Source organism: Rhodococcus sp. PAMC28707 (assembly GCF_004795915.1).
Classification (GTDB): Bacteria; Actinomycetota; Actinomycetes; order Mycobacteriales; family Mycobacteriaceae; genus Rhodococcoides.
On record NZ_CP039253.1, the window covers coordinates 4,192,340 to 4,207,644 of the forward strand.

Here is a 15,305-nt window from a genome sequence, read left to right on the forward strand (position 1 = left end):
ACTTGTCTACTGTTGGTGCAGAGTGGTGAGCCGTGCGCGGTAGTCGTCCGCGTCGATCTCACCTCGGGCGTACCGCTCAGCCAGCAGCTGCTCAGCGGTGTACAGCACGGGGGGATGCGTCGGCTGGGATCCACGAGCCCCCTGCGATCGGAGTAGCAGAAGCACTCCGGTTATCAGTACACCCCAGAACACCACCATCCCGATGATCATCAACGCATAACCCCACCCACTGGGATCGTTGCCATGCCAATACATCATTTTGTCTGCTCCTCGGACTGTCGGTGGATCGACCAACGGCTGACCTGAATGCCACCGGTGTGCCAACTCGGAGGTCGGTAGTTTTGAGTATCGGTGCACGTCAGGGCGTAAAGATAGGGCCCTTCGTCCTATTCCTCAGAACGTTTGGGCATCGACCGAGCAATCTGTTGGAGGATTCGACAACTGATTGTGTGGCTCGGTTGGTAGTCGAGACCGAGCGCGCGGGCCTCACTCCGCAGAGATCTGCACTGCACTCGACACGCCGAACTCGGCGGTTCCCCGGCGCCGACTCAGTTGAAATCGGTGCTGGCCACTTCGCGGTCGGTACCGACGATCGCCGCGAGGACACGGTCGGCGACTACCTCGGGGCTCAGGCCCTCGGGCATCTTCGGCGCACTACCTGCAATCGCGCGACCGGCCAGGCCGGTCTCAGTGTGCGGTGGCCGGACGTCGACCACTCGAATTTTGCTACGTCGCGCCTCTTTCGCTGCCGCGATAAATAGCGTTGATACCGCAGCCTTTACAGCGGAATACGTCGCCATACCGGCGACCGGTTGCTCGGCCAGCACCGCGCTGATCCCGACGATCACCCCGCCCTCGTCCACGACGTGCAGCGCCGCCCGTAGCAGCCGCAGCGGGGCGAGGAAGTCGACGAGCACAAGGTCGTCCACGGTGTCGTCGTCGATCTCGGCAACGGGACCGAATGCGGCGATACCGGCCGCGATGACCACACCGTCGATGCGACCATGGTGGTCCTTCGCCTCCGCGATCACCGACCGCGCCGCATCGGGTTCACGCAAGTCGGCGGTGACTTTGTGCGCGCCCTCGATCCCGAGAGCGTCGAGCCCCTTGCCGGACCGCCCACTGATGGTGAGCGACGCACCCTGTTGGGCGAGCAGTTTCGCGATGCGAGAACCCAGTGCGCCGGTAGCACCGACGACGACGAACACCTTGCCGGACAGATCATTCATCACTCCATAGTGCACTTCGCCGGATGGTCCACGCCGAAGAACTGCGTGCTTCGAACGTGATCTGGCGGTTGCATCTTCACCACGTCGGGGGAGGTGCAGGGGAGCGGGATGCCGCGCTGGCCTATGTTGGCGTGGATGCGCATTGCGGTGGTGGAGGACGACGACGGAGTCGGTGACGCGTTGTTCGACGCGCTGACCGAGGTCGGGCATGCGCCTGTACGCATGCGACGCGGCGCCGACCTGTTGCTGGGATACCACGACATGGATGTCGTACTGCTCGATCTCGGTCTGCCGGATATGGACGGCTTGGAGGTTCTCCGCAAGCTTCGGACGTTGAGTTCGGTTCCGGTGGTGGTGCTGACTGCGCGCGACGACGAACGCTCGGTGGTTCGGGCCCTTCGCGGCGGGGCGGACGATTACGTCGTCAAACCTGCAAGGTTGGGCGAGTTGCACGCGCGACTCGAGGTGGCGGCGCGGCGTCGAAGCGCGTCGAGCGAACCTGTCACCGACGGTCTGGTTCTCGGCGACATTGTCATCGATCTTGTCGGCCGCATCGCGGAAGTCGACGGTCACGACATTGCGCTGACGACCAAGGAGTTCGAGCTACTCGCTCATCTCGTGACGCGACGCGGTGAAGCGGTCAGCCGGGAACAGCTGATGGACGCAATCTGGGGTGACGCCTACGTCGCGATCTCACGGACACTCGACGTGCACATGACGGCGTTGCGTTCCAAGCTCGCGCGACCCGGCACCATCGTCACCATCCGCGGCTTCGGTTATCGCTGGGATACGTGAGATGCGGCGCCGTGTCCTGGTGGTGCTGATGATCTACTCCACCGTCGTCGTACTCGCTCTGTCGGTGCCCCTGGGGCTGCTGGTCGGCCGCGAACGCGCCCAACGATTTGCGGAGAACCGGGCCGCTGCAGCGACGTTCTTCGCCGAACTCAGTTCACGAGAGGGCGTATCCGGCGTACCTCGGCTTCGAGAGTCGGTGCAGCGCTACAACAGTCTGTACGACGAGGGGATCGTCATCGTCGATCGCACCGGAGTGCCGCGTGCGCTGGCGGGCCTGGACATCGAGCGCGCCGACGTGCAGCAGGCGGTGGCAGGAGCGTTGCGGAACCAACGTGGGCACCTCCCGTCGAGTGTGACGCCTTGGTCGCAGTCCTCGGTGTTGATCGCCGCCCCGGTCGGCGGGGGCACACAGGTCGACGGCGCCGTGGTAATCGCAGCGTCCACCGATGTCGTGCGTAGGGACGTCGCCGTGGCGTGGGTAGTCATCGCCGTCGGTGCACTACTGACTCTTGCTACCGTCGCGGTGATCGCTGCTGTCCTGTCGCGCTGGGTCGTTCGTCCACTGACCGCATTGTCGTCCCGTGTCCGTTCGTTCGGCGACAAGTTCCACGATCAACTGCCGATCGCAGGTTCCCGCCTGCCGAAGCCTGCCGAGTACCTGGGTCCCCCGGAAGTCCGAGAATTGTCCAGCTCGTTCGACGCCATGGCAGACGACGTCGAGGCGGCGACGGCTGCGCAGCGTCGGCTGGTGGCGGACACCGCCCACGCTCTTCGTAACCCGTTGGCGGCACTGAGAATCCGATTGGATGTGTTGGGCATGAAAGTGCCGGATTCGGCAATCGGCGCACACCTCAAGACCACACGCGAAGTCGACCGGCTGACTACCGTCGTCGAAGATCTGCTCGTCCTCGCCGCGGCTGAGACGCCGTTCACGAAGCAGACAACCGGGTGCGACGTAGGAGCAGCGATTGCCGATCGTGTCGAATTCTGGTCGAGCACAATGACAGTGGCGGGGATCGGTGTGCACGTAGAAAGCCCCGGGGAGAACACCCGTGCCGCGATATCGGAAGACGACCTGATTCGAATTCTCGACGCCCTACTCAGCAACGCGACGAAATACGCCGGCGACGGTGCATACGTCGAGATCGGCCACCGAACAAGCGAAGGCGACATCACCGTCTGGGTGTCCGATAACGGGCCGGGTGTGCTTGCCGAAGAACTCCCGAAAATCGTAGATCGGTTCTTCCGAGCGTCGAGCGCCCACGGTGAAGGTACCGGTCTCGGTTTGTCGATCGTCCACGCGTTGACCGAGCGGGCCGGGGGAACTATCGAGGTGAGTGCGCGTCGACCCTCGGGCTTGCGGATAGAGCTCACTTTCCTAAGGGAGTGTTAGGAAAGTCGGAACAGCTTGGTTTTGGGCTGTGCCTGCGGTCACAGTATGGGGACTCCGGTTGCCGCTTCGTTCCATGGCAATCCGCCCAACAGCACTCTGTGGAAGGACCAGCCCATGGCCAACGAGGCCACCTCGATCGCCGATCCGTCGCGCCCGACCCCGCCTGTTTCCTCTCCCGCTGCCACTCGTCGCGCCGTGCTCAACACGCTGCGGGGGTCGTCGGGCAATCTCGTCGAGTGGTACGACGTGTACGTCTACACCGTCTTTGCGACATATTTCGAGAATCAATTCTTCGATTCGGCGGACAAGAATTCGACCCTCTACGTGTACGCGATCTTCGCGGTCACCTTCCTGATGCGACCGGTCGGCTCGTGGTTCTTCGGTCGCTATGCGGACAGGAACGGTCGACGCGCTGCACTCACGTTCAGTGTCTCGTTGATGGCCGCGTGCTCGCTGGTCATCTCACTCACCCCGGGACGAGAGAGCATCGGAGTCTGGGCGGCGATCATCCTCATTCTGAGCCGTCTGGTCCAGGGCTTCGCCACCGGCGGTGAGTACGGTGCGTCGGCGACCTACATGTCCGAGGCAGCGACCCGTGAGCGTCGTGGCTTCTTCTCTTCGTTCCAGTACGTGACGCTGGTCGGCGGGCATGTTCTCGCGCAGGTGACCCTGTTGATCATGCAGGTGTTCCTCGATCGCGGGCAGATGGAGGAATTCGGCTGGCGCATCGCGTTCTTCATCGGCGGTGTCGCGGCCGTGGTCGTATTTTGGCTGCGGCGCAGCATGGACGAATCGCTGACGAAGGATCAGCTCGACGCCGTTCGCAGCGGAGTCGACCGAGCCTCCGGTTCGATGAGGGAACTTCTCAGCCACCATTGGCGTGCACTTCTGATCTGCTTCTTGGTGACGGCCGGTGGCACCATCGCGTTCTACACCTACAGCGTCAACGCCCCCTCGATGATCCGGTCCGCATACGAGGACCGGGGGATGACCGGAACGTGGATCAACCTCTTCGGCCTGGTCTTCCTCATGCTTCTGCAGCCGATCGGTGGGATGATCAGCGACAAGGTGGGTCGCAAACCACTCCTGATCTTCTTCGGAATCGGCGGCGTGCTGTACACCTACTTCCTCATCACGTATCTGCCGACGGCGACGTCCGTCTTCGCATCGGTCACCCTGGTGTGCGTGGGTTACGTCATCTTGACCGGTTACACCTCGATCAACGCGATCGTCAAAGCCGAGTTGTTCCCCTCTCACGTGCGTGCACTCGGCGTCGGTCTCGGCTACGCGCTCGCCAACTCTGCATTCGGCGGCACTGCCCCGCTGATCTACCAGGCGGCGAAGAACAGCGGGCAGGTCACCTGGTTCATCGTCTACGTGACGGTGGTGATCGCAGTATCGCTGCTGGTCTACATCTTCGTTCTGCGGAACAAGTCCGAGACCGTCCTCGACCGGGAGCAGGGTCGAGCGTTCGAGTGATCTGCCACGCCTTACAGTGACGAACATGGTCCCGCCCGCAGCGTTGCTCTCCCGCAGAGCAGCGCTGCGGGCGGGACTGCTGGCTGTGAGCGCCGCCGCGGTGGGCACTGCCTGCGCGTCGGATCCTCCACCGCAACTCCGTCTCGCATCAGGTGAGGTCGGCGGCTTCTTCTGGGAGTTCTCGGGCCTGCTCGCCGACGCGGCCGCCGCGACGGCTACGGCGGAGGTCGTTCCGCTGACGACGGCCGGCTCCCTCGACAACCTGGAAGCCTTGGATTCGCGACGTGCCGAGCTGGCACTTACGTTGGCCGACGCCGCCTACAGCCATCCGAGTCGAGATTTGGCGGCGGTGGGATGCGTGTACGAGAACTACTTCCAGGTCACCGTGCGAGCCGACTCGGGCATCGAGACGGTAAATGATCTGCGCGGGCGGCCGGTGAGCGTCGGCGCCCCGGGATCCGGTGCCACCCTGGTGTCCCAGCGCATTTTCGACGCTACGGGTCTGTCCGGTCCCGGTGCGGTCCGCGAAGTCCAGATGTCGATGAGTTCGGCGGCACATGCCTTGTCAGACAACGAGATCGATGCCGTGATGTGGGCTGGGGGATTGCCGACGCCGGCGTTCGCCGATCCGCCGATGGCAATCCGGTTGCTCGATCTAGGCGCCGTCGTCGCGGACTTGAGGCGCGAGTTCGGGACCGCGTACGAATCGGTCCTGGTGCCGGCGAACGTCTATGGCGAACATCCGGAAGTGACGACCGTCGGAATCCCGAACCTGCTGCTGGCCCACCCGGACGTGCCGGACCGGACTGTGGCGGAATTGGTGGGCCTGCTGCTCGATCAGTCGTCCTCGCTGGTTCCCCGACAGGCGATCGGTAGCCAATTCCTCGACGCCCGGTCGCTCGTCATGACCGGCGCCATCCCTCTCCATCCCGGGGCCGAAGCGGAGTACCGCAGGCGGCACGGATGAGATGACCAGGTCGGTCGGTCAGCGCGCAGCCAGTCGCCACAGCGACGTCGTCTCGCGAGAGCGTGCAGCGTGGAAGAGATCGTCGGTATCGCGCGCACGAGAATGCGTCGGCGCGGTGTCTGTTTTGCCGAGTACTTCCAGGCCTGCGCGGTCGATTGCCGCGAGGAGATCCTCGCGTGTGGCGAGTCCGAGGAGTTCGGCCAGATCGGAGATCACCAGCCAGGCCTCGCCGCCGGGTTCGAGATGCTTGGGAAGCCGATCCAGGAAAGCACGCAGCATGCGGCTTCCCGGGTCGTAGATCGCGTGTTCTATCCCCGAGGTCGGCTTCGTGGGGATCCACGGCGGATTGCACACTACGAGCGATGCGCGTCCGGCAGGAAAGATGTCGGTGAGCTGCACGTCGACGCTGTCGGCGAAACCCAGTCGCTCGAGATTGGAGGTGGCGCACGCAACCGCCCGTGGGTCCCGATCCGTCGCGACGATGTCGGTGACACCGCGCCGTGCCAGGACGGCAGCCAAAACGCCTGTGCCGGTACCGATATCGAAGGCCGTGGTCGTTCCGTCGGGAAGGGGAGTGTCTGCTACCAGCTTTATGTATTCGCCACGCAGTGGCGAGAAGACGCCGAAGTGTGGCTCGATGGTGGCGTCCAGTGCGGGAATGCGAACACCCTTGCGTCGCCATTCGTGCGCACCGATGAGACTGAGAAGTTCTCGAAGAGAGAGCAGCGACGGCATCGAAGCCTCGCCGTAGACCTCACGTGCGGCTTGAGCGACGTCGGGGGCTCTGCCGTAATTCAGAACAAAATTGGAATCGAGTTCGACGAGCAGCATTCCGAGAGTGCGCGCCCGCCGGGCCTGATCCTGGCGGTGGAGATGAAAGTCCTCTGCCGGAGTAGACGACGGCTTTCGCGTCCGCGGCTCGGCCCTGCGGGTGATCGCCTTCAACAATTGGCGTGCATTGTTGAAATCGCCTCGCCATAGTAAGGACTCACCGATCGACGCGCGTTTGTACGCAACGTCAGCGGTGATGTCGTCGCCGATAATGTGAATGGCCTTGGGCGGCGGAGCGTTGTTCTCCGAACGCCACCGCGCCGAGCGCTCCTGCCCGTTCTCGGTCCACACGACCATCGTGCCCTCGGGCTCTGAGAGTCCGCGATCTTTCGAAGAGAGGGTGGTTGGGTCGACGATCATGCTTTCGCGCTTTCGAGCGGCCGCGTTGTGGCTGCGACGTTGAGCTGGTTCACAGGGCCCTTTCGGTTGAATTCAAGTCAACCACAACGACCCGATTCGGCCCGCCCAGCGACGCCGCGAATCACTGGTCGCGACGGCCGAGGCTCGGGCATCGGCGCGTTCGTCTACCATTCCCGACGTAGATCGAACTCTGGACGGAAGGCGTCACGCTGTGATCACCGGAAGCATCGTTGCAATTGTCACGCCTATGACCGATAGCGGCGAAATCGACCATGCATCGTTCGCTGAACTAGTCGAGCGCCAGGTCATTGGCGGAACGTCGGCGATTGTTGCAGCTGGAACAACCGGCGAATCGTCGACGCTCTCGGTGGCCGAGCACACCGAGATCATTCGAGAAACCATCAACGTGGTTGCCGGGCGGATTCCGGTCATCGCGGGGACCGGCGCGAATTCGACGTCCGAGGCGATTCACCTCACCCGGGCTGCCAAGGCCGCCGGAGCCGATGGTGCGCTGCTGGTCACCCCGTACTACAACAAGCCCCCGCAAGAGGGTCTGTACCGACACTTCCGTGCGGTCGCCGAAGCCGTCGACATCCCTCAGTACCTGTACAACGTCCCCTCGCGTACGGGGTGCGACATGCTGCCCTCGACCGTCTCCAGGCTCGCGGAGATCCCGAACATCGTCGGCTTGAAAGAAGCTGCGGGCGACCTGGACCGCGTCCGCGAATTGGTTGCTCTCGAACTCGGAGACTTCGCGTTGTATTCGGGTGACGACGGGACGGCCAGGGCCAGCATGTTGGCCGGGTTCCACGGCAACATCTCGGTGACCGCGAACGTAGCGCCTGAGGCGATGGCTCGGATGTGTGCAGCTGCGCTGGCCGGTGACTCCGAAGGTGCGTCGGAGATCGATGCGAAGCTCGTCGGCCTGCACACGGCCCTGTTCGCCGAACCGAACCCCATTCCGGTGAAGTGGGCGCTGGCGGAGATGGGATTGATGCCCGGAGGCATCAGGCTTCCTCTGGTTCCGCTCGACGAGTGGCATTACGAGGACGTTCGGGCAGCGCTTCGTACTGCGGGTTTGCTGGCCTGACGCTCGATCGGCGTGGGTTGCAACGTGGAAGCAACCTGCGCGGATTTAGGTTCGGTGTCCGAGTTCCGAGCATCCAGGAGGATGTAAGAATGACCGACAACGTGACGCTTCGCCAACTGACCGGAATGCCCGACGCGCCCTCTGCGCTCGCCGATTCGGCCTTGATCATGATCGATCTTCAAAACACTTACACCCAGGGTGTCTTGGAACTCGTCGGGGTTCAACCTGCATTGGATGCCGCTGCCGACCTGCTCGAGCGGGCCCGCAGCGCTGGTATTCCGATCTTTCACATCATGCACGACGCTGGGGTAGGAAGCCCGTACGACATCAGCGCCGATATCGGTCAGATCGTCGAGCGAGTCGCTCCCCGCGGCGATGAATCGGTGATCGTGAAGAACTACCCGAACTCATTCGTCAGCACCGACCTCGACGAGAGGTTGCGTGCGCTCGGAGTGGAAAATCTGCTGCTCGCCGGATTCATGACACACATGTGCGTCAACTCCACCGCCCGGGGAGCGTTCAGTCTGGGCTACAGTCCTACAGTCGTCGCCAGCACCACGGCCACCCGATCGTTGCCCGGTGCGGGCGGCGTCGAAGCCGGCGCACTCCAGGCCGCGAGCTTGGCGTCGATCGCAGATCTGTTCGGCGTCGTCGCCCCGGACGTGGCAGCAATCCCGGACTGACGTTCAGCCGGTTCGCGTCGAGATCCAAAAACGCCGCATCAGAACACGACGGTGGTAGTCAGTACACGTCCCGCACGTAACGCTTTTCTGCCGCCAATGCTTTGACGTAGGCCTCCGCGCTGGCGGGCGCGAGTCGACCATGTTGAGCAACAACGCCTTTCAGCGCACTGTCGACATCTTTTGCCATTCGTGAAGCATCGCCGCATACGTAGAAGTGCGCACCGCACTGGAGCCACTCCCACAGCTGCGCACCATGTTCGCTCATTCGATCCTGCACGTAGACCTTCGCGCTCTGATCACGCGAGAAAGCCAGATCAAGCCGTGTCAACGACCCGTCGTCGAGCATCGTGGTCAGTTCCTCGCGATAGTAGAAGTCCGTGGAGGCATGCTGTTCGCCGAAGAACAACCAGTTCGGTCCGGTGTGTCCGCGTGCTCGGCGCTCGTGCAGGAATGCGCGGAACGGGGCGACGCCGGTTCCGGGCCCGACCATGATCATCGGCGCGGCCGGGTCCTCCGGTGGTTTGAAGTGCGCCGACTTCTGCACGAAAATGCTGACGTCCTCACCTTCGGCGTGATCGGCCAGATACGTCGAGCAGACACCACGTCGAGGGACACCATGGATGTTGTAGCGCACTGTGGACACTGTCAGCTGCACTTCGCGCGGATTCTCCTTAGGACTCGACGAGATCGAATACAGCCGCGGCTGAAGCGGTTTGAGGACACTGAGCCATTCGTCGATCCCCGCCTGCACCGGAAGGTGCGTGAGGACGTCGACCGCCTGACGGCCCCAGATCCAATCCTGCAGGTCTTTCTTGCTCTCCGGCATCAACAAGCGTTCCAGATCGTCGTCGTGCGTGCGGGAATGGACGAACTTCAACAGATCCGGGGAGATTTTCGCGATCTCCAACCGCTCGCGTAGGGCGTTGCGAAGCGGCATTGCATTGTGCCCGGCAATGTCTACGACGCGCTCGCCGTCGAGCCCGGTCAGCTCGAGCCACTCGTCCACCAGTGCAATGCTGTTGCGCGGCCACACACCGAGCGCATCGCCTGCCTCGTAGCTCAACGTGCCGTCGGGAAGGTGGAATCCGAATTGGCGGACATCCTTTAGCGAACCGGTTGCCGTCAGAACAGTGTTGCGCACCAGAGCCGTTGCCAGCGGTGCCTTCTTACCGTAGGTAGGGACCATCTCGACCGTGGTTCCAGCGGAGGTGACGGGTTCCGCCGGCGGCGTGCCCAATTTGGACACCACGCGATCCAGCCACACCGACGCCGCTTCCTCGAATTCCGGCTCGCAATCGACGCGTCCCACCAGACGCTGCGCACCCAGTTCGGCGAATCGACTGTCGAGACGTCGACCGTTCCCGCAGAAATTTTCGTAGCTCGAATCACCCAAGGCGAGAACAGCGAATCTGTTTCCGGACAGATCAGGAGCGGAGTCACCGGACAGACCGTCGAGGAAGGACGTGCCGTTGTCCGGGGCGTCACCGTCGCCCGTAGTACTGCTGATCAGGAGCACATCGCGGTATCGCACCAGCTCGGTTGGTGCGAAGTTCTCCATGACGTGCTCTTCCACGAGAAGACCACTCGACCGGAGATGCTCGACGCAGCTGGACGCGAATTCTTCTGCCGTCCCTGTCTGGGAAGCCCACAGTACGAGTATCGGTGGTTCGCCATTGTCATTGTCATTGCTGGCCGAGTCGAGGGGAACGGGTGTCTGCGGCGTCGCAGTCGTGGCGCTGCGTGAGAACAAGCCGGCGAGCATGCCGCCGATCCAGGCGTGAGTTTCTGCGGACAACGGCGTCGTCGTCGGCAGAGTGGGAACTCCTGCGGCACTACGGCCGGCGTCCGTCCGTAATCCGGCCAACAGGCCCGCCACATAACGCTGCTCGATCAGCGGAAGGGGCAGCGACGGCCCGGAAACTTCGCCCACGAGGTCGGCAAAGGCGTCGATCGGTGACAAGGCATTTCCTCCGTACTCAGGGCCGGAATGCGACTGTGATTGCGCTGCAGGAACCTTCGTCAAAGTGACCGCACAGATCTTGAATTCCGGCTGCTGTGAGAACGGATCGACCGCGTCGTTGGTCACCGCATTGATCGAAAGGTATTCACCGAACGAATCGTTCCAGTGGAACGGTGCGAAGCAGTCACCCGGCCTCACCCGGTCGCTGACGAGCGCGGGCAATACCGCCCGACCGCGACGCGACGCGACCTCGATTCGGTCACCTGACTCGCAGCCGAGGCGCTCGGCGTCGCGCGGATGGATCTCGACGAACGGACCCGGGTTGAGCTTGTTGAGCTTCGCTACTTTCCCGGTCTTGGTCATCGTGTGCCACTGATGTTGCAGCCGGCCGGTATTGAGCAGGAAGGGATAGTCGTCGTCGGGCATCTCAGCCGGTGACATCGATGGTCGGGCGAAGAACTGGGCCCGACCGGATGGCGTGGGAAAGGACAGGCGCGGTGTACTGCCATCGTCGAGCGTGCGCAGAGGTTGACTGACGCCGTCGTTGAGGTATCTGATCGGGTGGCGATCCTCGCCGTCGTCCGGCGGGCAGGGCCACTGCAGCGGTGTTGTACGGAGTCGCTCGTAGGTGACGCCGCGTAAGTCGTATCCGGTCTTGGGGTTGGAGAACTCCTTGATCTCTTCGAATATCTCCTCTGCGCACGAATAGGTGAACGCATCGGAGTAGCCGAGTTCGCACGCCATCAGCGCGATGATCTGCCAATCCGGCAGTGCTTGGCCGGGAGCGTCGACGGCCTTCTGGAACAGAGTGAGATTCCGTTCGGAATTGATCATGACGCCCTCGCACTCGGTCCACAGGGCCGCCGGAAGGATGACGTCGGCATAGCCGTTGGTTTCCGTGTCGGCGAATGCGTCCTGGGTGATCACCAATTCGGCCCGCTCGAGACCGGCGATGACCGTCTTTCGATTAGCAACCGACGCAACAGGGTTGGTGCAGATGATCCAACATGCCTTGATCTCCCCGTCGGCTATCCGGGAGAACAGGTCGATGGTGCCCGCACCGACATCGGTACGCAGCGTGCCTGGTGGGAGGTTCCACTTGTTCTCGACGAAGGCGCGGTCCTCGTCGACCAACACTGTCCGCTGGCCGGGAAGCCCCGGTCCCATGTAACCCATTTCGCGGCCGCCCATGGCGTTCGGTTGGCCGGTGAGCGAAAACGGTCCGCTTCCACGCTTACAGATCGCACCGGTCGCCAAGTGCAAATTGACCAGGGCATTGGTGTTCCACGTCCCGTGCGTCGACTGATTGAGTCCCATTGTCCAGCAGCTCATCCAGTTCTCGGCCTCGCCGATCCACCGTGCGACCGTGTACAGATCGGCTTCCGGGATACCAGTCTTGGCACTCACGCGAGTCGGGGTGTAGTCGGCCAGGAAGCCCTCCATCACGTCCCAGCCGTCGGTGAACTCGGCGATGAACCGGTCGTCGGTCAGCCCCTCCGCGAGCAGGATGTGCAGCACTCCGTTGAGCAGGTCCAAATCCGTCCCCGGAGCGAGCTGGAGATGAAGGTCGGCTTTGTCGGCAGTCGCGTTCCGCCGGGGGTCGACGACGATCAACTTCGCGCCTCGCTTGACGCGGTCCATCATCCGCAGAAACAGAATTGGGTGACAGTCGGCCATATTCGCCCCGGTCACCAAAAAGACATCGGCATGATCGAAATCCTCGTACGACCCGGGCGGCCCGTCCGCACCAAGCGAGAGCTTGTAACCGGTGCCCGCGCTCGCCATACAGAGGCGAGAGTTCGATTCGATCTGATTGGTTCCGATGAAACCCTTGGCCAACTTGTTGGACAGATACTGCGCCTCGATGGACATCTGCCCCGAGACATACAGGGCAAAAGCGTCGGGACCGTGCTCGTCGATCAGCGCGCGCAGCTTCCGCGCCGTTCGCTCGATCGTTTTTCTCGTGTCCGCCGGTTGCGGATCATCGCCGCGATCGGCCCGTACACGCGCGGCGTCGAGCCGTCCGGGCGCAGCGAGCATGTCCGACGTCGTCGAGCCCTTGGTGCAGAGTCGACCGAAATTGGCAGGGTGGGACTTGTCGCCGACCGATGTGGTGACTATCGAGGGTAGATCCGGGCGTTGTTCGATCTGGAGTTTCATGCCGCAACCCACACCGCAGTACGCGCACACCGTCTTGACGGAATGCGCGAATACGGAGGTATCGATGGGCTTCGCTGACACGACTCCCACGATGCGCACCGGACGATTCACGTCGATGACGCATCAGTTAGCCCGACGTGACGTTGTCCTCACAGAGACATTGCAGTGATGGTGAAGCGACATTGCAGTGAGGGTGAAGCGGATTTTGACACCATTAAGTACTCGTGCAAGAGTACTCGCGTGTCTTCGATCCGATTGTTCATTCTCGGCTCGTTCGCGCAACGAGGCGAGATGCATGGTCATCAACTTCGTCTCTTGGCCGAAGAAGAGCATGTGCAGATGTGGACAGATATTTCGGTGGGGGGCCTCTACGGTGCATTGAAGAGACTTCATGCCGAGGGTCTGATCGCCGATGTGCGGACCGAGCAGGACGGAAATTTCCCAGCCCGGCAGGTGTATGCGATCACCGATCGTGGACGCGAGCAGCTGCGAGCCTTGCAAAGCGAGGGCCTGTCCAACTTCGTCCTTCGTCCCGACCCGTTCGACTTGGCTTTGACCAGGCTCGACCCCGACCGGCTCGACCACTTACCCGAGGTGATCGCAGAACGGGTCCGACTGTTGAACGAACTCCTTCGGACCACCGTCGATGCGAACGAACAAGCGCATCCGTATCTGACGTTGGCCGAAACCTACGCGCTCGAGCACCGCGAACATCGTCTGCGGTCAGAGATCGAATGGCACGAAGGATTCGTTGCTGCATTACCGGGCATTCTCGCCGACGAACGACACCGAATTCACCCCCCACTTCCCACCTGAACACAGAACAGCGAGACAAGATGACCGACAACAGCTCACGGGTATCGGCGCCTCCCGTCGAAGTGCCACGTCGCGCCTGGCAGGCACTGGTTGTACTGCTGCTCGGGATGTTCATGGCCTTGCTGGACACAACCATCGTCAACGTTGCGCTTCCGACGATCAGTACAAGCCTCGACGCCTCCGAAGCAACTCTCTCGTGGATCATCTCCGGATACGCCCTTGCTTTCGGGTTGGCGCTGATACCTGCAGGAAAGATCGGCGACCGGATCGGCCACAAGTGGGTCTTCTTCACCGGATTGGCGCTGTTCACCGTCGCCAGTTTTGCTTGCGGCCTCGCACAGAACGACCTTCAATTGGTCATCGCACGAATCGTGCAAGGACTCGCAGGCGGAATCTTCGTCCCCGCCGTGACGGCCTTCATTCAACTCCTCTTCCCGGGCCAGGTGCGTGGCAAAGCCTTCGCGATCATGGGTGCAGTCATCGGTGTCTCGACAGCATTGGGACCGATTGCAGGCGGTCTCATCATCGAAGCCTTCGGGGACGAAAACGGTTGGCGTGGCGTGTTCTGGGTGAACTTGCCGATCGGAATCATCGGACTCGTTGCAGCCGCACTGCTGCTTCCCGGACGCCCGGAGAACCGAACGGTCGCGGCGAAGACCGGAATCGACTGGATCGGACTCGTCCTCATCACCGCAGGTCTGGTCGCCCTGTTGGTCCCTCTCATCGAAGGGCAGGACCAGGGTTGGCCGGTATGGACCTATGTCTCGATCGTGGCGGGTGTCGTTCTCATCGCAGTATTCGCCGTATGGGAAGTGTTCTACACCAAGCGTCGTGACAACCCATTGGTGCCGCCGAAGCTGTTCGCTCACCCCGCTTTCACCGGCGGCACAATTCTTGCGCTCGTCTATTTCGCGTCGTTCACCAGTATCTTCTTCACCATCTCTCTGCTGTGGCAGAGCGGGCTCGGAAACTCCGCACTGTCTTCCGGCATCGTGATGCTGCCGTTCGCAATCGGCAGCATCATTGCCTCGTCCCAGAGCAACCGGCTCACACAGCGGCTCGGTCGGACGGTTCTGTTGATAGGCACCTCATTCGTTGCGATCAGCCTGATCTGGATGTGGCTCATCCTGGCCACCACCGATGCCGCAGACCTCACCAACTGGAAATTGTTGCTGCCCATGCTGATCGGTGGTCTGGGCAACGGCGCATTCATCGCTCCGAATGCTCAGTTCATCGTGGCAACCGTCGACCGCGCAGATGCAGGCGCAGCCAGCGGTGTCATCGCTACGATGCAGCGGATCGGCAGCGCGGTCGGTATCGCGGTCATCGGCAGCGTGCTGTTCGGTAATCTGACGATCACCGGCCCCGATACGGTGGCCAGCGGATTCATGCACGGGGCGTCTATTGCGATGTCAGTCAGCGCGGCCTTCGGAGTCGTGGCACTGCTGCTGGTATTCGCACTGCCCAAACGCGTCGACGCCCCGAGGCCCATGGTGCCGAGCGAGTAGTACGCCGGGGTTGTGTGCAGTCCGTTCTCTGGCT

Annotated in this window: 12 protein-coding genes; 8 read left to right on the top strand and 4 right to left on the bottom strand. The window is 62.4% G+C overall.

Going from position 1 to position 15,305, the window contains the following annotated elements:
• Window positions 1–6: 6 nt before the first annotated feature.
• Window positions 7–258 (bottom strand): hypothetical protein, encoded by a 252-nt coding sequence (locus E5720_RS19075; RefSeq protein WP_136171934.1) that lies wholly within the window; start codon window positions 256–258, stop codon window positions 7–9.
• A 290-nt stretch (window positions 259–548) separates the two neighbouring features.
• A complete protein-coding gene (locus tag E5720_RS19080) occupies window positions 549–1,229 on the bottom strand; it encodes an SDR family NAD(P)-dependent oxidoreductase (RefSeq protein ID WP_136171935.1) in 681 nt (226 codons plus the stop codon).
• A 135-nt stretch (window positions 1,230–1,364) separates the two neighbouring features.
• Between E5720_RS19080 and E5720_RS19085 the strand changes: the two genes are divergently transcribed.
• The 4 genes from E5720_RS19085 to E5720_RS19100 all read left to right on the top strand — a co-directional run bounded on the left by E5720_RS19085 (window position 1,365) and on the right by E5720_RS19100 (window position 5,863).
• A complete protein-coding gene (locus E5720_RS19085) occupies window positions 1,365–2,024 on the top strand; it encodes a response regulator transcription factor (RefSeq protein WP_136172818.1) in 660 nt (219 codons plus the stop codon).
• A gap of 1 nt (window position 2,025) precedes the next feature.
• Window positions 2,026–3,417: a HAMP domain-containing sensor histidine kinase gene (locus E5720_RS19090; RefSeq protein ID WP_136171936.1), complete on the top strand. Its 1,392-nt coding sequence runs from the start codon at window positions 2,026–2,028 to the stop codon at window positions 3,415–3,417.
• Between the two features lie 114 nt (window positions 3,418–3,531).
• A complete protein-coding gene (locus tag E5720_RS19095; RefSeq protein ID WP_136171937.1) occupies window positions 3,532–4,896 on the top strand; it encodes an MFS transporter in 1,365 nt (454 codons plus the stop codon).
• Between the two features lie 25 nt (window positions 4,897–4,921).
• Window positions 4,922–5,863, top strand: a complete 942-nt coding sequence (locus tag E5720_RS19100) for a TAXI family TRAP transporter solute-binding subunit (protein ID WP_136171938.1) — start codon at window positions 4,922–4,924, stop codon at window positions 5,861–5,863.
• An 18-nt stretch (window positions 5,864–5,881) separates the two neighbouring features.
• Here the strand turns inward: E5720_RS19100 and E5720_RS19105 are convergent, their stop codons facing one another.
• Window positions 5,882–6,991 carry a class I SAM-dependent methyltransferase gene (locus E5720_RS19105; RefSeq protein WP_136172819.1) on the bottom strand — a complete coding sequence of 370 codons (1,110 nt, stop codon included), beginning with the start codon at window positions 6,989–6,991 and terminating at the stop codon, window positions 5,882–5,884.
• Between the two features lie 274 nt (window positions 6,992–7,265).
• Here E5720_RS19105 and dapA point away from each other — a divergent pair, with 274 nt between their 5' ends.
• On the top strand, window positions 7,266–8,144 hold the full coding sequence (gene dapA / locus E5720_RS19110) for a 4-hydroxy-tetrahydrodipicolinate synthase (protein ID WP_136171939.1): 879 nt from the start codon (window positions 7,266–7,268) through the stop codon (window positions 8,142–8,144).
• 89 nt (window positions 8,145–8,233) lie between these two features.
• Entirely contained in the window at window positions 8,234–8,827 is a 594-nt protein-coding gene (locus E5720_RS19115; protein ID WP_136171940.1) for a cysteine hydrolase family protein, read from the top strand.
• A 58-nt stretch (window positions 8,828–8,885) separates the two neighbouring features.
• Here the strand turns inward: E5720_RS19115 and E5720_RS19120 are convergent, their stop codons facing one another.
• Entirely contained in the window at window positions 8,886–12,947 is a 4,062-nt protein-coding gene (locus E5720_RS19120; protein ID WP_247596356.1) for a bifunctional nitrate reductase/sulfite reductase flavoprotein subunit alpha, read from the bottom strand.
• Between the two features lie 240 nt (window positions 12,948–13,187).
• Between E5720_RS19120 and E5720_RS19125 the strand changes: the two genes are divergently transcribed.
• Window positions 13,188–13,763: a PadR family transcriptional regulator gene (locus tag E5720_RS19125; RefSeq protein WP_247596051.1), complete on the top strand. Its 576-nt coding sequence runs from the start codon at window positions 13,188–13,190 to the stop codon at window positions 13,761–13,763.
• A 20-nt stretch (window positions 13,764–13,783) separates the two neighbouring features.
• Window positions 13,784–15,271 carry an MFS transporter gene (locus E5720_RS19130; RefSeq protein WP_136171943.1) on the top strand — a complete coding sequence of 496 codons (1,488 nt, stop codon included), beginning with the start codon at window positions 13,784–13,786 and terminating at the stop codon, window positions 15,269–15,271.
• Window positions 15,272–15,305: the final 34 nt, after the last annotated feature.

Coding starts and splice junctions, on each gene's coding strand:
- E5720_RS19075 (WP_136171934.1), bottom strand. CDS start 258: ATGATGTATTGGCATGGCAACGATCCCAGTGGGTGGGGTTATGCGTTG.
- E5720_RS19080 (WP_136171935.1), bottom strand. CDS start 1,229: ATGAATGATCTGTCCGGCAAGGTGTTCGTCGTCGTCGGTGCTACCGGC.
- E5720_RS19085 (WP_136172818.1), top strand. CDS start 1,365: ATGCGCATTGCGGTGGTGGAGGACGACGACGGAGTCGGTGACGCGTTG.
- E5720_RS19090 (WP_136171936.1), top strand. CDS start 2,026: ATGCGGCGCCGTGTCCTGGTGGTGCTGATGATCTACTCCACCGTCGTC.
- E5720_RS19095 (WP_136171937.1), top strand. CDS start 3,532: ATGGCCAACGAGGCCACCTCGATCGCCGATCCGTCGCGCCCGACCCCG.
- E5720_RS19100 (WP_136171938.1), top strand. CDS start 4,922: ATGGTCCCGCCCGCAGCGTTGCTCTCCCGCAGAGCAGCGCTGCGGGCG.
- E5720_RS19105 (WP_136172819.1), bottom strand. CDS start 6,991: ATGGTCGTGTGGACCGAGAACGGGCAGGAGCGCTCGGCGCGGTGGCGT.
- E5720_RS19115 (WP_136171940.1), top strand. CDS start 8,234: ATGACCGACAACGTGACGCTTCGCCAACTGACCGGAATGCCCGACGCG.
- E5720_RS19120 (WP_247596356.1), bottom strand. CDS start 12,947: ATGAAACTCCAGATCGAACAACGCCCGGATCTACCCTCGATAGTCACC.
- E5720_RS19130 (WP_136171943.1), top strand. CDS start 13,784: ATGACCGACAACAGCTCACGGGTATCGGCGCCTCCCGTCGAAGTGCCA.